20 protein-coding genes and 2 tRNA genes are annotated in these 20,043 nt (G+C 73.6%); 12 read left to right on the forward strand and 10 right to left on the reverse strand.

What is annotated here, in order from left to right; all coding sequences use genetic code 11:
- Positions 1–17 precede the first annotated feature (17 nt).
- Genes AB0O29_RS17905 through AB0O29_RS17915 form a run of 3 tightly spaced genes read left to right on the forward strand, consistent with a single transcriptional unit; the run spans position 18 to position 3,133 of the window.
- Positions 18–782: an SDR family oxidoreductase gene (locus AB0O29_RS17905; RefSeq protein ID WP_365152691.1), complete on the forward strand. Its 765-nt coding sequence runs from the start codon at positions 18–20 to the stop codon at positions 780–782.
- The gene (locus AB0O29_RS17910) at positions 767–2,473 is read left to right on the forward strand and encodes an AMP-binding protein (RefSeq protein ID WP_365152732.1); all 1,707 of its coding nucleotides are present in this window, start codon (positions 767–769) and stop codon (positions 2,471–2,473) included. Before AB0O29_RS17905 ends, AB0O29_RS17910 begins: the two co-directional genes overlap by 16 nt.
- Positions 2,474–2,509: 36 nt before the next feature.
- A complete protein-coding gene (locus tag AB0O29_RS17915) occupies positions 2,510–3,133 on the forward strand; it encodes a TetR/AcrR family transcriptional regulator (protein ID WP_365152693.1) in 624 nt (207 codons plus the stop codon).
- A 9-nt stretch (positions 3,134–3,142) separates the two neighbouring features.
- On the opposite strand, the gene AB0O29_RS17920 is transcribed toward AB0O29_RS17915, so the two are convergent.
- A complete protein-coding gene (locus AB0O29_RS17920) occupies positions 3,143–4,273 on the reverse strand; it encodes an alkene reductase (RefSeq protein ID WP_365152695.1) in 1,131 nt (376 codons plus the stop codon).
- A gap of 62 nt (positions 4,274–4,335) precedes the next feature.
- On the opposite strand from AB0O29_RS17920, the gene AB0O29_RS17925 reads away from it, so the two are divergent.
- Positions 4,336–4,713, forward strand: coding sequence for a MerR family transcriptional regulator (locus tag AB0O29_RS17925; protein WP_365152734.1), 378 nt, complete (start codon positions 4,336–4,338; stop codon positions 4,711–4,713).
- Here the strand turns inward: AB0O29_RS17925 and AB0O29_RS17930 are convergent.
- The 6 genes from AB0O29_RS17930 to AB0O29_RS17955 form a co-directional block, all read right to left on the reverse strand.
- Positions 4,704–5,918 (reverse strand): acyl-CoA dehydrogenase family protein, encoded by a 1,215-nt coding sequence (locus AB0O29_RS17930; protein ID WP_365152697.1) that lies wholly within the window; start codon positions 5,916–5,918, stop codon positions 4,704–4,706. The genes AB0O29_RS17925 and AB0O29_RS17930 overlap by 10 nt on opposite strands.
- A gap of 12 nt (positions 5,919–5,930) precedes the next feature.
- Positions 5,931–6,956, reverse strand: a complete 1,026-nt coding sequence (locus AB0O29_RS17935) for a phosphotransferase family protein (RefSeq protein WP_365152699.1) — start codon at positions 6,954–6,956, stop codon at positions 5,931–5,933.
- Between the two features lie 124 nt (positions 6,957–7,080).
- Positions 7,081–7,989, reverse strand: coding sequence for an MBL fold metallo-hydrolase (locus tag AB0O29_RS17940; RefSeq protein ID WP_365152701.1), 909 nt, complete (start codon positions 7,987–7,989; stop codon positions 7,081–7,083).
- Positions 7,990–8,076: 87 nt separating this feature from the next.
- A complete protein-coding gene (locus AB0O29_RS17945) occupies positions 8,077–8,397 on the reverse strand; it encodes a DUF202 domain-containing protein (RefSeq protein WP_365152702.1) in 321 nt (106 codons plus the stop codon).
- Positions 8,394–8,792 (reverse strand): DUF202 domain-containing protein, encoded by a 399-nt coding sequence (locus tag AB0O29_RS17950; protein WP_365152704.1) that lies wholly within the window; start codon positions 8,790–8,792, stop codon positions 8,394–8,396. Before AB0O29_RS17950 ends, AB0O29_RS17945 begins: the two co-directional genes overlap by 4 nt.
- Before the next feature lie 20 nt (positions 8,793–8,812).
- A complete protein-coding gene (locus AB0O29_RS17955; RefSeq protein ID WP_365152706.1) occupies positions 8,813–9,355 on the reverse strand; it encodes an NUDIX domain-containing protein in 543 nt (180 codons plus the stop codon).
- Positions 9,356–9,440: 85 nt separating this feature from the next.
- On the opposite strand from AB0O29_RS17955, the gene AB0O29_RS17960 reads away from it, so the two are divergent.
- From AB0O29_RS17960 to AB0O29_RS17975, 4 genes are all read left to right on the forward strand, one after another.
- Entirely contained in the window at positions 9,441–11,096 is a 1,656-nt protein-coding gene (locus AB0O29_RS17960) for an FAD-binding dehydrogenase (protein WP_365152708.1), read from the forward strand.
- Positions 11,097–11,378: 282 nt separating this feature from the next.
- Entirely contained in the window at positions 11,379–12,326 is a 948-nt protein-coding gene (locus tag AB0O29_RS17965; RefSeq protein ID WP_365152710.1) for a hypothetical protein, read from the forward strand.
- A 149-nt stretch (positions 12,327–12,475) separates the two neighbouring features.
- Entirely contained in the window at positions 12,476–14,029 is a 1,554-nt protein-coding gene (locus AB0O29_RS17970) for an APC family permease (RefSeq protein WP_365152712.1), read from the forward strand.
- Positions 14,030–14,249: 220 nt separating this feature from the next.
- On the forward strand, positions 14,250–15,689 hold the full coding sequence (locus tag AB0O29_RS17975; RefSeq protein WP_365152714.1) for an amino acid permease: 1,440 nt from the start codon (positions 14,250–14,252) through the stop codon (positions 15,687–15,689).
- Positions 15,690–15,835: 146 nt separating this feature from the next.
- On the opposite strand, the gene AB0O29_RS17980 is transcribed toward AB0O29_RS17975, so the two are convergent.
- Both AB0O29_RS17980 and AB0O29_RS17985 read right to left on the reverse strand, forming a co-directional pair.
- Positions 15,836–15,920 (reverse strand) — tRNA-Leu (locus AB0O29_RS17980).
- Positions 15,921–16,084: 164 nt separating this feature from the next.
- Positions 16,085–16,169, reverse strand: a tRNA-Leu gene (locus AB0O29_RS17985).
- Positions 16,170–16,322: 153 nt separating this feature from the next.
- On the opposite strand from AB0O29_RS17985, the gene AB0O29_RS17990 reads away from it, so the two are divergent.
- The 3 genes from AB0O29_RS17990 (at position 16,323) to AB0O29_RS18000 (ending at position 19,008) form a co-directional block, all read left to right on the forward strand.
- Entirely contained in the window at positions 16,323–17,663 is a 1,341-nt protein-coding gene (locus AB0O29_RS17990) for a M20/M25/M40 family metallo-hydrolase (protein WP_365152716.1), read from the forward strand.
- Between the two features lie 136 nt (positions 17,664–17,799).
- Positions 17,800–18,033 (forward strand): chaplin ChpH, encoded by a 234-nt coding sequence (chpH, locus tag AB0O29_RS17995; RefSeq protein ID WP_365152718.1) that lies wholly within the window; start codon positions 17,800–17,802, stop codon positions 18,031–18,033.
- Positions 18,034–18,183: 150 nt separating this feature from the next.
- Positions 18,184–19,008 carry a chaplin gene (locus AB0O29_RS18000; protein WP_365152720.1) on the forward strand — a complete coding sequence of 275 codons (825 nt, stop codon included), beginning with the start codon at positions 18,184–18,186 and terminating at the stop codon, positions 19,006–19,008.
- Positions 19,009–19,091: 83 nt separating this feature from the next.
- Here the strand turns inward: AB0O29_RS18000 and AB0O29_RS18005 are convergent, their stop codons facing one another.
- Positions 19,092–19,280 (reverse strand): DUF5703 family protein, encoded by a 189-nt coding sequence (locus AB0O29_RS18005; RefSeq protein WP_045950166.1) that lies wholly within the window; start codon positions 19,278–19,280, stop codon positions 19,092–19,094.
- A gap of 47 nt (positions 19,281–19,327) precedes the next feature.
- On the opposite strand from AB0O29_RS18005, the gene AB0O29_RS18010 reads away from it, so the two are divergent.
- The gene (locus AB0O29_RS18010; protein WP_365152722.1) at positions 19,328–20,008 is read left to right on the forward strand and encodes a hypothetical protein; all 681 of its coding nucleotides are present in this window, start codon (positions 19,328–19,330) and stop codon (positions 20,006–20,008) included.
- Positions 20,009–20,043 lie beyond the last annotated feature (35 nt).

Raw genomic sequence — 20,043 nt, forward strand, 5'->3', positions numbered from 1 at the left:
CGGCGAGAGGTGAACCCGTGAGCGCGTACCAGGACCAGCGAGTCGTCGTCACCGGAGCGGGCGGCGGCATCGGCGCGGCCCTCGCCCACCGCTTCGCCGCCGAGGGGGCCGCCGTCGTCGTCAACGACCTCGACCCGGCCCGGGCCGCCGCCGTGGCCGGAGCCATCGGCGCCCGCGCGACCGCCGTCCCGGGCGACGCCTCCCTGATCGTCGAGGAGGCCCGGGAGGCCCTCGGCGGGCGGATCGACGTCTACTGCGCCAACGCCGGACTCGCCTCGGGCGGCGACGCCTTCGCCGACGAGGCCGTCTGGGAGGCGGCCTGGGACACCAACGTCATGGCCCACGTGCGCGCCGCCCGCGCCCTGCTGCCCGACTGGCTGGAGCGCGGCGAGGGGCGCTTCGTGTCCACCGTCTCGGCCGCCGGGCTGCTCACGATGATCGGGGCCGCGCCGTACAGTGTCACCAAGCACGGTGCCCTCGCCTTCGCGGAATGGCTCTCGCTGACCTACCGCCACCGGGGCGTCCGGGTCCATGCCGTCTGCCCGCAGGGCGTGCGCACCGACATGCTGACCGCCGCGGGCTCGGCGGGCGAACTCGTCCTGGCGCCGACCGCGATCGAGCCGGACGCGGTCGCGGACGCCCTGTTCGACGGCATGGAGAAGGGCCGGTTCTTGATCCTCCCGCACCCCGAGGTGGCCGGCTACTACGCCGGGCGCGCGGCCGACCCCGAGCGGTGGCTGGGCGCCATGAACCACCTCCAGCGCACCTGGGAGTCCTCGTGACGGGCACCACCGCCACCGGGGACGGTTCCCCGTACGCCGCCCGGCCGTGGCTGCGCCAGCTGAGCCCCGCCCAGCTGGCGCCGGTGTCGCCGCCGGCCAGCGTGCTGGACGCCTTCCGGGACGCCGTGGCGCGGGCGCCGCGGCGGACCGCGCTGGCGTACTTCGACGGGCGGGTCGGGTACGCCGAGGCCGACGCCCTCTCCGACTCCCTCGCCGGGTACCTCGCGGGGCGGGGGGTGCGGCGGGGCGACCGGGTCGCGGTGATGCTGCAGAACACCCCGCACTTCGTGCTGGCCGTGCTGGCGGTGTGGAAGGCGGGGGCGGTGGTCGTGCCCGTGAACCCGATGTACAAGTCCGCCGAGACGCGGCACGTACTGGGGGATTCCGGGGCGGTCGCGCTGGTCTGCGAGGCCGGGGCGTGGGGCGGGTACCTGGCGGAGGCCGTCCGGGGGACGGCCGTGCGGACCGTGCTGACCGCACGGGACCGGGACTTCCAGATGCGGAACGACCCCCGGGTCTTCCCCCCGGCCCCGGCCCCGACCCCCGACGCTTCCCCCACGTCGCCGGCCCCGGCCGATCTGCTCGCCGTGGCCCGGCAGGGCCACCCCGCTCCGGCGGATCCGGGGCTGCGGGCCGCCGACGCCGCCCTCATCAGCTACACCTCCGGCACCTCCGGGGTCCCCAAGGGGGCCGTCAACCCGCACGGGGCGATCACCTACAACGCCGTCCGCCAGGTCACCGGCCACCCGATCGCCGAGGGGGCCGGGTACTTCGCGCTCGCGCCGCTGTTCCACATCACCGGGCTGGTCTGCGAGCTCACCGCCTGCCTCGTCAACGCCGGCACCCTCGTCCTCGCCCACCGCTTCGACGCCGGGACCGTCCTCGACGCCTTCCTGGAGCACCGCCCCGCCTACACCATCGGCCCCGCCACCGCCTTCACCGCCCTGGCCGCGCACCCCGCCGCCACCCGCGAGCACTTCGCCGCGTTCCGGGTGGTCTCCTCCGGCGGCGCCCCGCTCCCGCCCGCCCTCGTCGCCCGCCTCCGCGCGGACTTCGGGTTCTACCTGCGCAACGGCTACGGCCTCACCGAGTGCACCGCCCCCTGCGCCTCCGTCCCCGCGCACCGCGAGGCACCCGTCGACCCCGGCAGCGGAACCCTCTCCGTCGGGGTCCCGGGCGCGCAGACCCTCGTACGGATCCTCGACGAGCGGGGCGCCGAGCTCCCGCTCGGGGAGACCGGCGAGATCGCCGTCCGCGGTCCGCAGGTCGTCCCCGGCTACTGGGGACGGCCCGAGGCCACCGCCGAGGCCTTCCCCGACGGCGAACTGCGCACCGGCGACGTCGGGTTCATGGACGCCGACGGCTGGCTCTACGTCGTCGACCGAAAGAAGGACATGATCAGCGCCTCCGGGTTCAAGGTGTGGCCGCGCGAGGTCGAGGACGTCCTCCACGGCCACCCCGCCGTACGGGAGGCCGCCGTCGTCGGCGTCCCCGACGCCTACCGCGGGGAGACCGTCAAGGCGTACGTGACCCTGCGCCCCGGCGCCCGCGCCGAGCCGGCCGAACTCTCCGCGTACTGCGCCGAACGCCTCGCCGCCTACAAGTACCCGCGCGAGGTCGAGATCCTGCCTGTTCTTCCCCAGACCACCAGTGGCAAGATCCTGCGACGAGAACTGCGCGAGCGCGGCTGAAAACAGTCGGAGGATCAGGAGAGGGAGGCGAGCACCATGGCCGCCAGGAACACCGCCGGGAACACCCCCGGGACCGAGGACGGCGACCGCGACACCCCGGTGCCGCAGCGGCTGCTGGCCGTCGCCACCAGGCTGTTCGCCGAGCGCGGCTACGACCGCACCTCCGTCCAGGAGATCGTCGAGGCGGCCGGGGTCACCAAGGGCGCGCTCTACCACTACTTCGGCTCCAAGGACGACCTGCTGCACGAGGTGTACGCGCGCATGCTGCGCCTCCAGCAGCAGCGGCTCGACGCGGTGGCCGGATCCGACGCCCCCGTCGAGGAGCGGCTGCGGGCCGCCGCCGCCGACGTCGTCGTCACCACGATCGAGAACCTCGACGACGCGATGATCTTCTTCCGGTCGATGCACCAGCTCAGCCCGGAGAAGTACAAGCAGGTCCGCGCCGAACGCCGCCGCTACCACGAGCGCTTCCGCGCACTGGTCGAGGAGGGCATGCGCGCCGGGGTGTTCGCCACGGCCACCCCCGCCGACCTGGTGGTGGACTACTACTTCGGCTCCGTGCACCACCTGTCCACCTGGTACCGGACCGACGGCCCGCTCACCCCCCACCAGGTGGCCGACCACCTCGCCGACCTGCTGCTCCGCTCCCTGCGCCCCTAGCGCCCGGTCCTAGACGACGGCGGCGACGGAGTCACGGGTCAGCGCCGGGTAGTCGGTGTAGCCCTCCGGGCCGTGGACGTGCATCAGGAACTCCGGGCGGAGCTCGTTGAGGGGCGCTCCCGTACGCAGCCGCTCGACGAGGTCGGGGTTGGCGATGAAGCCCCGGCCGAGGGCGACCAGGTCGGCGCCCGCCGCCAGCAGCCGCTCGCCCCGGGCCGCGCCGGCGTCTGCGGCGACCTCCTCGCGGGACAGCCGGGGGTTGGCGATCAGGGTGCCGGGCCAGGCCGCCCGGAGCTCCGTGAAGCCGGGGCCGTCCGGGTCGGCGTACTCCACGTGCAGGTAGACCGGCTCCAGCGGGGCGAGGGCCGCGAGGAGCGCCGGGTAGAGCTCCGCGGTGTCGGACTCCGTCACCCCGTTGACCTCCACCCCGGGCGAGATCCGTACGCCGGTCCGCTCCGGGCCCACGGCCTCGGCGACGGCGCGGACCACCTCGACGGTGAAGCGGATCCGGCCCTCGACCGACCCGCCCCAGGCGTCGGTGCGCAGGTTGGTGTTCGGGGCGAGGAACTGGTGCAGCAGGAGGCCGTTCGCCGCGTGCACCTCCACCCCCTCGAACCCCGCCGCGACGGCGTTGCGGGCGGCGTGCGCGAAGTCGGCGACGGTGGACCGGACGTCCTCCTCGGTCATCGCACGGGGCGTGACGGGGTCCTGGAGCCCGGAGGGGGTCTGCAGCCGCTCCGGGAGCGGGACCGCCGACGGCGCGAGCGGGAGGTGGCCGCTGGTGTCGGGGTGGCCGATCCGGCCGCCGTGCTGGAGCTGGAGGAACATCCGCCCGCCCGCGTCCCGCACACCGTCGCGGACCCGGCGCCACCCGGCCGTCTGCGCGGGGGTGTGGATCCCCGGGATGTGCGGATACGTCCGGCCCACGGCGTTCGGCGTGGTGGCCTCGGCGATGATCAGACCGGCCGAGGCGCGCTGCGCGTAGTAGGCGGCCATCAGCTTCCCGGGAACGCCGTCGGCCCCCGCGCGGTTGCGGGTCAGCGGGGCCATCACCAGGCGGTTGGGGAGGTCGAGCGGGCCCAGGCGGGCGGGGGAGAAGAGGCGGGATCCGGCGGCGGGGGTCTGTCGTGTCTGCGTCATGGCGGTACCGTAGAACCTGACATCAGTGTCAGGTTCAAGACGGATTCCCCCGTGAGGTGACCATGCGGATCGGCGAACTGGCGGCGCGCACCGGGGTCGGTGAGCGCTCGCTGCGCTACTACGAGCAGCAGGGCCTCCTGGCCTCCGACCGGACGCCCGGCGGCCACCGGGACTTCCCCGAACGGGCCGTCGACCGGGTCATCCGCATCCAGGAGCTCTACGCGGCCGGGCTGAACAGCTCCAAGATCGGACAGATCCTGCCCTGCATGCGGGACGAGGACGGCGGCCCGTCGGTGCGCGCCACCCCGGCCCTGGTGGCCGAACTGGCCGCCGAGCGGGACCGGATCGACCGGATGATCGGCGACCTCGTCCGCTCCCGGGAGGTGCTGGACGAGGTCATCGAGACGGCCTCCGGCCGGACCGCCGCCGTTCAGCGGTAGCGCTTGAGCTCGCGGTGCGCCAGGGAACGCTGGTGGACCTCGTCCGGGCCGTCCGCCAGCCGCAGCGTCCGCGCCGCCGCCCACAGTTCGGCCAGCGGGAAGTCCTGGCTCACCCCGCCCGCGCCGTGCAGCTGCACCGCGCGGTCCAGGATCTCCACCACCGCGCGCGGGGTGGCGATCTTGATGGCCTGGATCTCGGTGTGCGCGCCCCGGTTGCCGACGGTGTCCATCAGCCAGGCCGTCTTCAGCACCAGCAGCCGCAGCTGCTCGATGGTGACCCGGGCGTCCGCGATCCAGTTCTGCACGACCCCCTGCGCGGCCAGCTCCTTCCCGAAGGCCGTACGGCCCACCGCGCGCCGGCACATCAGCTCGACGGCCCGCTCCGCCATGCCGATCAGCCGCATGCAGTGGTGGATCCGGCCCGGGCCGAGCCGGGCCTGGGCGATGGCGAAGCCGGCGCCCTCCTCGCCGATCAGGTTCCCCGCCGGCACCCGGGCCCCGTCGAAGACCACCTCGGCGTGGCCGCCGTGGTCGTGGTCCGCGTACCCGTACACGGTCATCGCCCGGCGCACCTCCACGCCCGGGGTGTCGCGCGGGACCAGGACCATCGACTGCTGGCGGCGCGGATCGGCGCCGTCCGGGTCGGTCTTGCCCATCACGATGAAGACCTTGCAGTCCGGGTTCATCGCCCCCGAGATGTACCACTTGCGCCCGGTGACCACGTACGCGTCGCCGTCCCGCTCGATCCGGGTCTCCACGTTCGTGGCGTCCGAGGAGGCGACCTCGGGCTCGGTCATCGCGAAGGCGGACCGGATCTCCCCGGCCAGCAGGGGCTCCAGCCACTGCTTCCGCTGCCGCTCGTCGCCGAACTGGGCGAGCAGCTCCATGTTCCCGGTGTCGGGGGCCGCGCAGTTGGTGGCCATCGGCGCCAGGTGCGGGCTGCGGCCGGTGATCTCCGCGAGCGGGGCGTACTGGAGGTTGGTCAGCCCGGCCCCGTACTCGGCGTCGGGCAGGAACAGGTTCCACAGCCCCCGGCGGCGCGCCTCGGCCTTCAGTTCACCGAAGACGGCCGGGGTGTCCCAGGGCGAGGCCAGCCGCGCGCGCTGCTCGGCGGCGACGGCTTCCGCCGGGTGGACGTACTCCTCCATGAACGCGAGCAGGCGTCCGCGGAGTTCCTCGGTCCGGGTGTCGAATGCGAAGTCCATCTGCGGGGTTCCTCAGCCTTCCTGGAGGGTGGTCAGACCGTGCGCGATGAAGACCGGGACCAGCTCGCCGATCCGGTCGAAGCCGGCGCCGACCGTCTGGCCGAGCGTGTACCGGTAGTGGATGCCCTCGAGGATCACCGCGAGCTTGAACCAGGCGAAGGCCGTGTACCAGGCGATCGCCCCGGTGTCCCGGCCGGAACGGGCGGCGTACCGCTCGATCAGCTCGGCGGGCGCCGGATGGCCGGGGGCCCGGCTCGTCGTGCTGACGGGGGAGTCCTCCAGGCCCAGGTCGGAGCTGTACATCACCAGCAGCCCGAGGTCCGTCAGCGGATCGCCCAGCGTGGACATCTCCCAGTCCAGCACCGCCCGGATGGTGTCGTCCGGCCCGCCGATCAGTACGTTGTCCAGCCGGAAGTCCCCGTGCACCACGGTCGGCGCGGGGGAGCCGGGCAGGGCCCGGCCCAGCGCCCCGTGCAGCTCGTCGATCCCGGGGAGCTCCCGGCCGCGCGAGGCCGCGAGCTGCTTGCCCCAGCGGCGCAGCTGCCGGTCCAGGAAGCCCTCGGGCCGGCCGAAGTCCCCGAGCCCGACCGCCTCCGGGTCCACCGCGTGCAGGTCGACGAGGGTGTCCACCAGGCCGAGCACCGCCCGCCGGGTCCGCTCCGGGCCGATCTCCGCGAGCTGTCCGGCGGTCCGGAACGGCACCCCGTCCACGTACTCCATGACGTAGAACGGCGCCCCCAGCACCTCCTCGTCCTCGCACAGCAGCAGCGGCCCGGGCACCGGTACGGCCGTCCCGTGCAGGGCGGCGATCACCCGGTGCTCGCGCCGCATGTCGTGGGCGGTGGCCAGGACGTGGCCGAGCGGCGGGCGGCGCACCACCCAGCGGGCGGAGCCGTCGGTGACCGCGTACGTGAGGTTCGAGCGGCCCCCCTCGATCAGCCGGCCGGTCAGCGGCCCGGCGACCAGGCCGGGCCGCACGGCGTCGAGGTGGCCGCGCAGCCGCTCCAGATCGAGGCCTCGGGGGTCGGCTGGGGTCATGGGCGCGCCTCCGTACGAAGTCGGGTCGACGAGGGGTGTCCCGAGCCATCATGCCGACCAGTCGGTATGCCGTCCATAGGGCGGGCCGAAAGAAGCCCCTCCGGCCCGCCGCGGGTCTATCCCCTCACGCGTGGCACAGGATCGGCGTGCCCCCGTTCATCACCGTCATGTCCCGCAGCACGGCCATGATGTCCAGCGGAGCCCCCTCCGGCTCCCCGGCCAGCTCCGCGTACGCCCGGTGCAGGTTCGCCACCAGCCGCTCGCTCTCCCGCCAGGCCGCGAACTCCCCGAGGTCCGCGCGGCGCGCGGTCTCCAGCGGGGTCAGCCCCTCGTCCCGGCCCTCCCGCGCAAGCTCCGCCACGTACCGCAGGTAGCGCTCGGTGGACTCGTACGCCGACGGGTCCGTCAGCGGCCCGTGGCCCGGTACGACGGTCTCCGCGCCGAGCGAGCGCAGCAGCTCCAGCGCCCGCAGCGAACCGGCCAGCGAGCCCATCGCCAGGAACGGGGTGCCCCCGGCGAAGACCAGGTCCCCGGTGAACACCATCCGCTGCTCGGGCAGCCACACCACCGAGTCGCCCGTGGTGTGCGCGACGCCCGGGTGCAGGACCCGCACCTCGGTGTCTCCGACGTGCAGCGTCAGCCGGTCGCCGTAGGTGAGGTCGGGGGCGGTGATCTCTATCGCGCCGAAGTCCGTGGCGGGCCAGATCAGCTCCAGCTGGTGCCCGGCGGCGAGCTGCTCGGCCCGCGCGTTGTCGTGCCCCACGATCACGGCCGGCGCGAAGGCGGCGTTCCCGTAGGTGTGGTCGCCGTGGTGGTGGGTGTTGACCACGGTCCGGGGCGGCGGGGAGCCCGCCGCCAGGACCGCCTCGCGCAGGGCCAGCGCCCGCTGCTCGGTGGCGGCGGTGTCGACCAGCAGGGTCCGCCCGCCGTCGCTGACCCAGCCCGCGTTGTTCAGGCACCAGCCCCCGTCCGGCTGGACGTAGGCGTACACCCCGGCCGCGGGCTGGACGACGTACGGCTTCTCGACGGTCATGGGCGCTCTCCCCGGGTCGCTGTGACAGGCGGTCAGCATCCTGTCAGCCCGTCCGGGGCCGGAGGCGGGCGGGGCCCGGCCGATCGGTCAGACGATGACGGCCATCGCGAACACGGCCAGCGCCACCGCGCACGCCGCCGCTCCCACCGCCGCCGCGGGCGTCAGCCCCGCCGGCCGGGCGGCGGCCAGCTGCCGGATCCGCCGGTGTGCCACCCACAGGAAGGCCACCCAGACCAGCGCGATCACGGCCGCCCCGGTGACCTCCACCGGCGACCCGTGCCCGTGCAGGGCCTGCCGCAGCGCCAGCACCGCGGTGACCGAGCAGGCCAGGGTGGTGCGCCGCCACGCCAGCCGGGTCCGCTCGGGCTGTAGCCCGGCGTCCCGCGCGGCGGTGCCGGGCCGGGTCACGGCCGGGCCGTCCAGCCCATCAGCACGACCACCACCATCACCACCGAGACCAGCCCGACCCCCAGGCTCAGCAGCACCGGGAACGGCGACAGCGGCAGGTCCTCGCCCCGCCGCATCGCCCGCTCGCACCGCACCCAGTGGTGCACGGCCCGCAGCGCGCAGGCCGCCCCCACCGCCAGCAGGGCGAGCGCCATCCCGACCCGCACCCCCCAGCGCAGGTCCGGCAGGAACTGGTCCACCGCGAACCCGCCGCCCACCAGCGCCAGAGCGGTCCGTATCCAGGCCAGGAAGGTCCGCTCGTTGGCCAGGGAGAAGCGGTAGTCCGGGGTCTCGCCCTCGCCGCGCAGCCGCTGCGGTGCGAACCAGAGGCGCACGTCCTTGACGAAGTCGATCACCTGTCCAATTTACGTCCCCTTCAGGCGCGGGGCGCGGGCGGCCGGTCCCCCTCCCCCCGGAAGGCCCGCAGCCGGCGGTACGCCTCCAGCCCGTCCGGCACCCACGGCCACTCCGCGCCGGCCGCCCGCCGCTCCAGCTCCGCGGGATCCAGCCAGGCGTGCCAGTCCACCTCGGACTCCTGAGGGGCCACCGGCAGGGCGCACCGCACCTCGTGCACGTACGACCACCAGGAGCCGCCCGGACCCTCGTAGAGGAACTTGAACAGCGGGGCCGGCTGCTCCAGCCCGCTCACCCCGAGCTCCTCCTCCGCCTCCCGCAGCGCGGCCCCCGGGTAGTCCTCCCCGGCGCCGAGCACCCCGCCCACGAACATGTCGTAGTGCGCGGGGAAGACCAGCTTCGACGCGGTCCTCCGGTGCACGAAGACCCGCCCGGCCTCATCCCTGACCTGCACGAACACACACCGGTGGAGCAGCCCCCGGGCGTACACCTCGCCCCGCGGGGCCTGACCGGTGACCCGGTCGTCGCGGTCCACCACGTCCAGAACCTCATCCGCTGCGCTCACGGATCCATCCAACCACCGCTGTTGACGGGTTACCGCTCCGTAGCAAAGGATCTGCCCCACCACCGACCGGAGGACGGGCAGACGCATGAGCTACGACGCTGACGTGATCGTGATCGGAGCGGGCCTCGCCGGCCTCGTGGCCACCGCCGAGCTCGTCGACGCGGGACGGAAGGTGATCCTCCTCGACCAGGAGCCCGAGCAGTCGATCGGCGGGCAGGCGCACTGGTCCTTCGGCGGGCTCTTCTTCGTCGACTCGCCCGAGCAGCGCCGGATGCGGATCCGGGACAGCCGCGCCCTCGCCCTCCAGGACTGGCTGGGAACCGCCGGTTTCGACCGCGACGAGGACGCCTGGCCGCGCCGCTGGGCCGAGGCTTACGTGGACTTCGCGGCCGGCGAGAAGCGGCCGTGGCTGCACGCCCAGGGGGTGCGCTTCTTCCCCGTCGTCGGCTGGGCCGAGCGCGGCGGCTACGACGCCAACGGGCACGGCAACTCCGTCCCCCGCTTCCACATCACCTGGGGCACCGGCCCCGGCCTGGTGGAGCCCTTCGAGCGGCGGGTCCGCGCCGGCGCGGCCCGCGGCCTGGTCAGCCTGCGGTTCCGGCACCGGGTCACCGGCCTGGCCTCGACCGCCGGCGCCGTGGACACCGTCACCGGGGAGGTCCTGGCACCCTCGGACGCCGTACGGGGCGCGGCCAGCGGCCGCGAGAGCGCCGGCACCTTCAGCCTGCGCGCCCAGGCGGTGATCGTCACCAGCGGGGGCATCGGCGGCAACCACGACCTGGTCCGCGCCCAGTGGCCCGCCCGCCTGGGCACCCCGCCCGCCCGGATGCTCTCCGGGGTCCCGGCGCACGTGGACGGCCTGATGCTCGGGATCACGGAGAAGGCCGGCGCCAGCCACATCAACAAGGACCGGATGTGGCACTACACCGAGGGCATCGAGAACTGGGACCCGATCTGGGCCCGGCACGGCATCCGCATCCTGCCCGGCCCCTCCTCCCTCTGGCTGGACGCCACCGGCCGGCGGCTGCCCGTCCCGCTCTTCCCCGGCTTCGACACGCTCGGCACCCTCGACCACATCATGCGCACCGGCCACGACCACACCTGGTTCGTGCTCAACCAGCGGATCATCGGCAAGGAGTTCGGCCTCTCCGGCTCCGAGCAGAACCCCGATCTGACGGGCCGCTCGGTCCGCGAGGTGCTGGTCCGCGCCCGGCAGGCCGTACCGGCTCCGGTCAAGGCCTTCATGGACCGGGGCGCCGACTTCATCGTCGAACGGGACCTGTCCGCGATGGTCCGCCGGATGAACGAGCTCACCGGCGAGGGCCTGCTCGACGAGGCCACCGTCCGCCGCGAGATCACCGCCCGCGACCGGGAGATCGCCAACCCCTTCACCAAGGACCTCCAGGTCACAGCCATCCACGGGGCGCGCAGGTACCTCGGCGACCGGCTGATCCGCACCGCCGCGCCGCACCGGATCCTGGACCCCGCGGCCGGCCCGCTGATCGCGGTCCGCCTCTCGATCCTGACCCGCAAGTCCCTCGGCGGCCTGGAGACGGACCTGTCCTCCCGCGTCCTGACCCCCACGGGCGAGCCCCTGCCCGGCGTGTACGCGGCCGGGGAGGCGGCGGGCTTCGGCGGCGGAGGCGTCCACGGCTACCGCGCCCTGGAGGGCACCTTCCTGGGCGGCTGCCTCTTCTCGGGCCGGGCAGCGGGCCGCGCGGCGGCGTCCGCGGTGTCGTAGCCGCGATCCAGCCCCGCGATCCAGCACCGCGCGGCGGCACCGCCCCGGGATCCCTCCCGGCCGGTTCCATCCCAACTGCCCCGCTTCGCACACCAGTTGATTCCAGCCACCGCCCGGTCCGGACCTTGACGCGGAGCTGTGCGTACCGGTTTGCTGTGAGTGATCATCCGGATTGACCACCGGCCGATCGAGCCGCCGCGCCCCGGCGCGCCCCGCCCCGCGTACCGCCGCCACCGGCACCGCCCGCACCGCCCGCACCCGCGCTCTGGAGGGAACCCGCGGATGTCCCCGCCGCCGCCCCTCGGCCGCACCCGCAAGCGGAACGCCCAGCTCTTCGACCCGGCCCTCTGTGACACCGAACTCGTCTCCGTACGGGGTCAGTTCACCCAGGGCCGGTGGGCCAGGGCCCGCAGCCTGCTGGTGGCCACCGGTGACGACTGGGACCGCCGGGGCCACCGCGTCACCGTCCTCGCCGAGACCCCCTCCGCCACCGCCTGGGCCCGCGAATGGCTGCTCGCCGAGCCCGACAGCGCCGACGCCGCCACTCTCCTCGCCTGCTCCGCCGTCCACGCCGCCCTGCGCGGCAAGGGCACCCCGCAGGCCGCCGACGAGGCCTGCCGCCGGGCCGCCGCCCTGCTCCCGGCCGACCCCACCCCCTGGCTCGGCCTACTGATGCTCTCCCGGGCCTTCGGGTCCGACGAGGAGTTCAGCCGCCACTTCGACCAGGTCAGGGCCCGCCACCGCGAGCACCACCACGCCCACCACCTCATGGTCGCCCGGCTCGCCGAACGCGATCCCGCCGCCGGCCGCGACCCGCTCCACGAGGTCTACGACTTCGCCGCCTGGGCCGCCGAGGAGTCCCCCGCCGACTCCCCGCTCGCCGTGCTCCCCGTCATCGCCCACGCCGAGCGCTACCGCGTCCTCGCCGCCGCCCGGGGCGGCACCGCCCCCGAGACCGCCGTCGAGCACTGGACCGGCCGCCGCGCCCGCCAGGTCCTGCGCTCCGCCTTCGACTGGTGGCTGGAGTGGGAGCGCGAGGACCACCCCCGCAACCGGGTCGACCTCAACTTCCTCGCCCACGCCAAGCTCTGCGAAGGGCGCCCCGCCGAGGCCGCAGCCCTCTTCCACCGCATCGGCGCCCACGCCACCCGCGCCCCCTGGTCCTACCCGGACCGCGACCCCGTCAAGGCCTTCCTCGCCGCGCGCAGCGCCGCGCTCGGCACCGCTTGACCCCGACCCCGGCCCCGGCCACCACGCCGACCCCGGCCCGACCCCCGGGCGCGTGACCCCTGACCCCCGGGCGCCCGCCCCCCGACCGCAGCCCCGCCCCCGGACGCCCCGCCCCCGATCCGACCACTCGCCCCCGAAAGGACCCTGCCATGCCGACGGGCAGATCCACCGTGCCGGCCGCCGCCACCACCCAGGCCGAGATCCGCACCTACAAGGGCCAGGACCGGGCCCTGCGCGCCGGCCGCCTCGGCACCGCCGGCCTGCTGCTCTCCGTACTCGCCGCCAGCGCGCCCCTGATGGTCGTCGCCGGAGTCATGCCCACGATCTTCGGGGTCATGGGCATCGTCGGCCAGCCGCTGCTCTTCGTGATCCTGGGCGTGGTCCTCGCCCTCTTCGGCATCGGCTACGCCGAGATGAGCCGCCACGTCCACAACGCGGGCGCCTTCTACGCCTACATCGCCCGCGGCCTCGGCCCCACCGCCGGAGCCTCCGCCTCCTTCGTGGCCCTCGTCGCGTACAGCGCCATGCAGGTCGGCGTGTACGGCATCCTCGGCTTCGAGATCTCCGGCCTCTTCGCCACCTACCTGCACACGCAGATCGCCTGGTGGATCCCCGCCCTGCTCGCCGTCGCCGCCACCGGCGCACTCGGCTGGCTGAAGATCGACCTCAACGCCAGGGTGCTCGGCGTCCTGCTGCTCATCGAGTGCGCCCTCGTCGTCGTCTTCGACCTCGCCGCCCTCGGCAAGCCCGGCCCCCAGGGCCTCTCCCTGGACGCCTTCGACCCCGCCGGCCTCGGCGGGGCCGGGCTCGGCACCGCCCTGTGCTTCTGCATCGCCGCCTTCGTCGGCTTCGAGCAGTCCCCGGTCTACGCCGAGGAGACCAGCAAGCCGCACATCGTCGTCTCCCGCGTCATGTTCCTCGCCGTCGGCTTCGTCGCCCTCTTCTTCGCCCTCAGCGCCTGGGCCCTCAGCGTGGCCACCGGCCCCGCGCAGATCACCAGGGCGGCCGCCGACGCCGGCCCCGCCCTGCTCTTCGACCTCACGCGGAGCCGCCTCGGCGCCGGCTTCACCGACGTCCTGCACGTGCTCTTCGTCACCGGCATGTTCGCGGCCATGCTCAGCTTCCACAACGTCGTCGCCCGCTACGCCTTCGCCATGGGCCGCGAGGGCCTGCTCCCCGCCCGCTTCGGGCGGACGAACCCGGGCACCGGCGCCCCCGCCACCGGCTCCCTGCTCCAGACCGTGGTGGCGGCCCTCGTCGTCCTCGCCTTCGCGCTCACCGACGGGTCCCCGGCCGGGGACCCCACCGCCCCCGTCCTGCACCTGTTCACCTGGATGGGCAGCGTCGGCGCCCTCGGCGTGACCGTCCTGATGGCCGCGTCCTCCTTCGCCGTCATCGCCTTCTTCGTCCGCCGGGGCGCCGCCGGGGCCCAGGTCGGCCGGCTCGTCGCGGCGGGCCTCGCCGGCCTGGCCCTCGTCGTCATCGCCGTCTACACCGTCAAGGACTTCGCCGTCCTGGTCGCCGCCGAGAAGGGCTCCGCCCTCAGCTGGGTGCTGCCCGCCCTCATCGGCGCGGCCGCCCTCGCCGGACTGGTCCACGGGCTGGTGCTCAAGTCCCGCCGCCCCGAGGCGCACGCCCGGATCGGCCTCGGCAACGAGGCCTTCCGCCTCGACCAGGCCGCCGAGGCCGGGCCGGGCGCCTGAGCCCCCGCAGCCCTCGGTTTCGTGCCTCCGAGAAGCCCCCGACGACCGTTTCCAAGGTCGCCGGGGGCTTCGTCGCGCAGTGGCCGATTTTGGCGGGGGGAGGAGGCGCGTGGTCTCCTGGGGCGACAAAATCACCGGAACGCGGCACGGGGGACACCACCCAGCTCCCCCGCACGCGGCTTCGGACCTGCCTGTCCGACCCACGAAGGCGAAGTCGTATATGAGTGACCGCACCTTGACCGAGGCCCCAGCCGAGGCGTCCTCCCGCCATGTCGACGCAGGCGACGAGGGCTACAGCAAGGACCTCAAGTCCCGCCACATCAACATGATCGCGATCGGCGGGGCGATAGGCACCGGCCTGTTCCTCGGAGCCGGCGGCCGCCTCGCCGGTGCGGGCCCCTCCCTCGCCATCGCGTACGCGGTGTGCGGCGTCTTCGCCTTCTTCGTGGTCAGGGCCCTCGGCGAGCTGGTCCTCTACCGCCCCTCCTCCGGGGCCTTCGTCTCGTACGCGCGCGAGTTCATGGGGGAGAAGGGCGCCTACACGGCCGGCTGGCTCTACTTCCTCAACTGGTCCACCACCACCGTGGCGGACATCACCGCCGCCGCGACCTACGCCCATTTCTGGTCGATGTTCACCGACATCCCCCAGTGGGTGCTCGCCTTCATCGCCCTGGCCGTGGTCCTCACCGCGAACCTGATCTCGGTGAAGTACTTCGGCGAGATGGAGTTCTGGTTCTCCCTGGTCAAGGTCGCCGCCCTGGCGATCTTCCTGATCGTCGGCATCTACCTCGTCGCCACCAGCCACGACATCGGCGGCAACACCCCGGGCCTGGCCAACATCACCGACCACGGCGGCATCTTCCCGTCCGGCGTGCTCCCGATGCTCCTGGTCATCCAGGGCGTGGTCTTCGCGTACGCCTCCGTCGAACTCTGCGGCGTCGCCGCCGGTGAGACCGAGAACCCCGAGAAGATCATGCCGAAGGCGATCAACTCGATCATGTGGCGCGTGGGCCTCTTCTACGTGGGCTCCGTCGTGCTGCTCGCGCTGCTGCTCCCGTACACGCAGTACTCGGCCGACCAGAGCCCCTTCGTCACGGTCTTCGACAAGCTGGGCGTGCCCGGCGCCGCCGGCATCATGAACCTGGTCGTCCTGACGGCCGCCCTGTCCAGCCTGAACTCCGGCCTCTACTCCACCGGCCGGATCCTGCGCTCCATGGCCATGTCGGGCTCCGCCCCGAAGTTCACCGGCGTCATGAACAAGGGCAAGGTCCCCTACGGCGGCGTCCTGTTCACCGCCGCCTTCGGCGTCGCCGGCGTCGGCCTGAACTACTGGATGCCCGGCGAGGCCTTCGAGATCGTCCTCAACCTGGCCTCCATCGGCATCCTCGGCACCTGGGCCATGGTCATGATCTGCTCGCTGTTCTTCTGGCGGCGCGCCCAGAACGGCCTCGTCGAGCGCCCCGGCTACAAGCTGCCCTGGGCCCCGTACACGCAGATCGTCACCCTGGTCTTCCTGGTGACCGTCCTGGTGCTGATGTGGTGTGACGGCGGCGTCGGCCGCACCACGGTGATGATCCTCCCCGGCATCGCCGCGGCCCTGGTCGGCGGCTGGTTCCTGGTCCGCCGCCGGGTGAACGAGATCGCCGCCTCGCGCGGCTGACGACCCCCACGGGCCCCAGGGGCCCCCGGGACGGGCCCCGCCCGCTCCCGGGGGCCCCTCGCCGTTCCGGGCCCCGCACACGGGCGCGCGGGCGACGGCGGGAAACGAAGAAGGACCCCGCCGGAGCGGGGTCCTTCTTCACTGTGTGTCCGAGGGGGGACTTGAACCCCCACGCCCGATAAAGGGCACTAGCACCTCAAGCTAGCGCGTCTGCCATTCCGCCACCCGGACGGGGTGTGTGTCGTTCCGGCCTCGGCGGCCGTGGCGACAGGTGAAACATTACCAAACATTCCGGGGCCACCCGCCCCACCCCCCGACCAGCGGCTTCCGGCCACCACGACCCCGGCGGGGAAACGAAGAAGGACCCCGCCGGAGCGGGGTCCTTCTTCACTGTGTGTCCGAGGGGGGACTTGAACCCCCACGCCCGATAAAGGGCACTAGCACCTCAAGCTAGCGCGTCTGCCATTCCGCCACCCGGACCGGGTGTGTGCGGTCCGGCCTCGCGGCCGTTCCGACGTGGAAAACATTACCAAACAGTCCGGGGTCCTCGATCACACCCCCTCCGGCCGGCGGACCGCCCTTGGGGAGAGCGGCTCCGGGCGCGAGGATGGGGAGACAGCCGGTACGTGATCAATGGGAGGAAGCAGCGTGAGCGCAGCGGGCGCGGGCAAGACCGTCTCGGGCCAGGACGAGGTCGTCGACCTCTGCCGGGACCTCATCCGGATCGACACCAGCAACTACGGGGACCACTCGGGCCCCGGCGAGCGCAAGGCGGCCGAGTGGGTCGCGGAGAAGCTCGCCGAGGTCGGACTGGAACCGCAGATCTTCGAATCGCACAAGGGCCGCGCCTCAACCGTGGCCCGCATCGAGGGCGAGGACCCCTCACGGCCGGCCCTGCTCATCCACGGGCACACCGACGTGGTCCCGGCCAACGCCGCCGACTGGACGTACGACCCCTTCTCGGGGGAGATCGCCGACGGCTGCGTGTGGGGCCGCGGCGCGGTCGACATGAAGGACATGGACGCGATGACGCTGGCCGTCGTGCGCGACCGCATGCGCAGCGGGCGCAAGCCCCCGCGCGACATCGTGCTGGCCTTCCTCGCGGACGAGGAGGCGGGCGGCACGTACGGCGCCCGGCACCTCGTGGACAAGCACCCCGGGCTCTTCGAGGGCGTCACCGAGGCCATCGGTGAGGTCGGCGGGTTCTCCTTCACCGTGAACGAGAACCTCCGCCTCTACCTGGTGGAGACGGCCCAGAAGGGCATGCACTGGATGCGGCTCACGGTGGAGGGCACCGCGGGCCACGGCTCCATGACCAACAACGACAACGCGATCACCGAGCTGTGCGAGGCCGTCGGCCGCCTCGGCCGCCACACCTGGCCGGTCCGCGTCACGAAGACCGTCCGGCACTTCCTCGACGAACTCTCGGACGCGCTCGGAACCCCGCTCGACCCCGACGACATGGACGCCACCCTCGCCAAGCTCGGCGGGATCGCCAAGATGGTCGGCGCGACGCTGCGCAACTCGGCCGCGCCGACGATGCTCGGCGCCGGCTACAAGGTCAACGTGATCCCCGGCCAGGCCACGGCGCACGTGGACGGCCGCTTCCTGCCGGGCTACGAGGAGGAGTTCTTCGCGGACCTCGACCGGATCCTCGGCCCGCGCGTGAAGCGGGAGGACGTGCACGCGGACAAGGCCCTGGAGACGGACTTCGACGGGAAGCTCGTGGACGCCATGCAGGGCGCCCTGAAGGCCGAGGACCCGATCGCGCGCGCCGTGCCGTACATGCTCTCGGGCGGCACGGACGCGAAGTCCTTCGACGACCTCGGCATCCGCTGCTTCGGCTTCGCGCCGCTCCAGCTGCCGCCGGAGCTGGACTTCGCGGGCATGTTCCACGGCGTGGACGAGCGGGTTCCGGTCGAGGGCCTGAAGTTCGGCGTGCGGGTGCTCGACCGTTTCATCGACAACGCCTAACGCCGGGGATTCGGGAAGGTGTGCGGATTCCACTGAGAAGAGTGAATGCGCTCATACGCTCGTAGCCCCGGTGATCCCTCCTCGTTACAGGTGGTGCGGTCCGCGGCTGGGACCGCATTGCCTACTAGGAGGAACAATGCTCAAGAAGGTTGTCGCCGCTGCGGCTGCCACCGGTGGTCTGGTTCTCGCGGGTGCCGGCCTCGCCGTCGCCGACGCGGGCGCCCAGGGTGCGGCCATCGGCTCCCCCGGTGTCGCGTCCGGCAACGTCATCCAGGTTCCCGTGCACGTCCCGGTCAACGTCTGCGGCAACACCGTGAACGTGATCGCGCTGCTGAACCCGGCCTTCGGCAACACCTGCGTCAACGCCTGACGCTTCTGAAGTTCTGGCCCCGGAGCGCAATCCAGCGCTCCGGGGCCGCCGGGCATCAGGGCCCGGATTCCAGACGGGCCGGCGTGACGGGCGGGGGAGACCGTACAGCCTGTGCGCCGCGCGAACGCACACACCAGGGGACGAGTACAGATGCGACGACCTGTCCAGGTCACGAGGAAGACGCTGATCACGATGGCCGCGGCGGGGGGTGTCCTCGCCATCGGCGGCGGTTACGCGCAGGCCGACTCCGGCGCCTCCGGGCACGCCGCGAACTCGCCGGGACTCCTGTCCGGGAACAACGTGCAGGCGCCGGTGGACGTGCCGGTGAACGCCTGCGGCAACACCGTGACGGTGGTGGGGGGCCTGAACCCGGCCTTCGGGAACCGCTGCGCCAACACCTCGCACGGCCCCGAGCGCCCGGGCCACCCCGGACACCCCGGCAACCCGGGCAACCCCGGCACCCCGGGCGACGGCGACGAGGACTGCGACGACGACGAGCCGGGCCACCCCGGCCACCCCGGCGGCGAACACCCGGGCCACCCGGGCAACCCCGGCACCCCGGGCGGACACAACCCGGGCGGGAACCCCGGTACGCCGGGCGGCAATCCCGGTACGCCGGGTGGGAACCCGGGTACGCCGGGCGGGAACCCGGGGACTCCCGGCGGCAACCCCGGTACCCCCGGCGGGAACCCGGGCACCCCGGGCGGTCAGACCCCGGGCAACCCCGGTACGGGCACCCCGGGCGGCGGGCAGCAGAACCCCGGCACCCCCGGCGGTCAGACCCCCGGCACTCCGGGCACGGGCAGCTCGGGTACCGGCGGCAGCACCACCCCGGCGGGCCACACCGCCCCGGCGCCGGGCGCGGGGCTCGCCGCCACCGGAGCCGGTGACGCCATGACGGCCGGCCTCCCGCTCGCGGGCGGACTGCTGCTGGCCGGAACCGTGCTCTACCGCCGGGCGCGCAACTCCGCCTGACGGACGCTCACGGCGCGGGTCCCGGACTCCGGGGCCCGCGTCCGCACGTCCGCCCCCGGCGGGGCGCCGTCACGGCTCCAGGGTCACCAGGTCGCTCTGACCTGGCGGATGATCCGGCGGCGCAGCCGCGCGCGGCGGCTGCCGTCCCGGTACAGGGTCAGGCGGTCGAGCTCCCAATGCCCGTATTCCGCATGGTCGGTCAGCAGGCGGGTCGCCTCCTTGCGGGGGGTACCGCGGGGCACGTACACGTCGACGAATTCGTATTCCGGCATCGCATCTATTGTGCGGGCACCGGCCCGCTACGGATAGCGTCTGCACTATGTCTGATGCCGCTCTGCCCACTGTTGCCGAGGTACGCGCCGCCGCCGAGGCGGTCAAGGCCGCTCTCGACCGTCACCTCGCCGCGGTCGAGAGCAGGGTCGGGGACGAGGACCCGGCCGTCTACGCCGCGTTCAACGAACTCGCCGCCGCCGCCGAGGAGTACGACGAACTCCTCTACGACCGCTACGACGAGGTCACCCCCTTCGAGATCCCCACACCCGAGACCGGGGCCCGCTACACCGGCCCCGCCGAGCCCGCCGCCTTCAGCGTGCTCATCCGCCGCGACTACGCCGTCGTCGAACCGGCCCGGCTGATCGCCCAGGCCGAGCGCGTCGCCGCGCACGACCGCGACGCCGAACTCATCGACGACGGCGGGACCGGCGGGGCGCTCGGGGTGCTCTTCGGGGAGTACGAGGCCGACGAGATCGCCTCCCGCTACAAGGAGTTCGGCCTGGAGGAGGGCGACTCCACCCTGTGGATCGCCGCGCTGGAGGAGGCCTCGGAGCCGGGGGAGTGGCTGGGCTCGCCCTTCGGCCAGACCGATCCGCAGGACGTCCTGCACCGCTTCGACGTGAGCTCCGTCTTCGACGAGGACGCGGAGTACTTCGAGGACGACGAACACGACGAGCACGACGAGGCCGACGAGAGCCCCGCCTCCTCCGGCCTCACCCCGGCCTGAGCGCGCGCCGTGCCGCCCCCGCCCGTCCGGGCGGG

This window comes from Streptomyces sp. NPDC089915, assembly GCF_040684675.1.
In the GTDB taxonomy this organism is placed as follows: Bacteria; Actinomycetota; Actinomycetes; order Streptomycetales; family Streptomycetaceae; genus Streptomyces.

Excerpts from the sequence above, each read along its gene's own strand:
- AB0O29_RS17990 (WP_365152716.1), top strand. The coding sequence starts at position 16,323 with ATGGGAGGAAGCAGCGTGAGCGCAGCGGGCGCGGGCAAGACCGTCTCG.
- AB0O29_RS17930 (WP_365152697.1), bottom strand. The coding sequence starts at position 5,918 with ATGGACTTCGCATTCGACACCCGGACCGAGGAACTCCGCGGACGCCTG.
- AB0O29_RS18010 (WP_365152722.1), top strand. The coding sequence starts at position 19,328 with ATGTCTGATGCCGCTCTGCCCACTGTTGCCGAGGTACGCGCCGCCGCC.
- AB0O29_RS17940 (WP_365152701.1), bottom strand. The coding sequence starts at position 7,989 with ATGACCGTCGAGAAGCCGTACGTCGTCCAGCCCGCGGCCGGGGTGTAC.
- AB0O29_RS18005 (WP_045950166.1), bottom strand. The coding sequence starts at position 19,280 with ATGCCGGAATACGAATTCGTCGACGTGTACGTGCCCCGCGGTACCCCC.
- AB0O29_RS17925 (WP_365152734.1), top strand. The coding sequence starts at position 4,336 with ATGCGGATCGGCGAACTGGCGGCGCGCACCGGGGTCGGTGAGCGCTCG.
- AB0O29_RS17920 (WP_365152695.1), bottom strand. The coding sequence starts at position 4,273 with ATGACGCAGACACGACAGACCCCCGCCGCCGGATCCCGCCTCTTCTCC.
- AB0O29_RS17960 (WP_365152708.1), top strand. The coding sequence starts at position 9,441 with ATGAGCTACGACGCTGACGTGATCGTGATCGGAGCGGGCCTCGCCGGC.
- AB0O29_RS17965 (WP_365152710.1), top strand. The coding sequence starts at position 11,379 with ATGTCCCCGCCGCCGCCCCTCGGCCGCACCCGCAAGCGGAACGCCCAG.
- chpH (WP_365152718.1), top strand. The coding sequence starts at position 17,800 with ATGCTCAAGAAGGTTGTCGCCGCTGCGGCTGCCACCGGTGGTCTGGTT.
- AB0O29_RS17975 (WP_365152714.1), top strand. The coding sequence starts at position 14,250 with ATGAGTGACCGCACCTTGACCGAGGCCCCAGCCGAGGCGTCCTCCCGC.
- AB0O29_RS17915 (WP_365152693.1), top strand. The coding sequence starts at position 2,510 with ATGGCCGCCAGGAACACCGCCGGGAACACCCCCGGGACCGAGGACGGC.
- AB0O29_RS17970 (WP_365152712.1), top strand. The coding sequence starts at position 12,476 with ATGCCGACGGGCAGATCCACCGTGCCGGCCGCCGCCACCACCCAGGCC.
- AB0O29_RS17935 (WP_365152699.1), bottom strand. The coding sequence starts at position 6,956 with ATGACCCCAGCCGACCCCCGAGGCCTCGATCTGGAGCGGCTGCGCGGC.
- AB0O29_RS18000 (WP_365152720.1), top strand. The coding sequence starts at position 18,184 with ATGCGACGACCTGTCCAGGTCACGAGGAAGACGCTGATCACGATGGCC.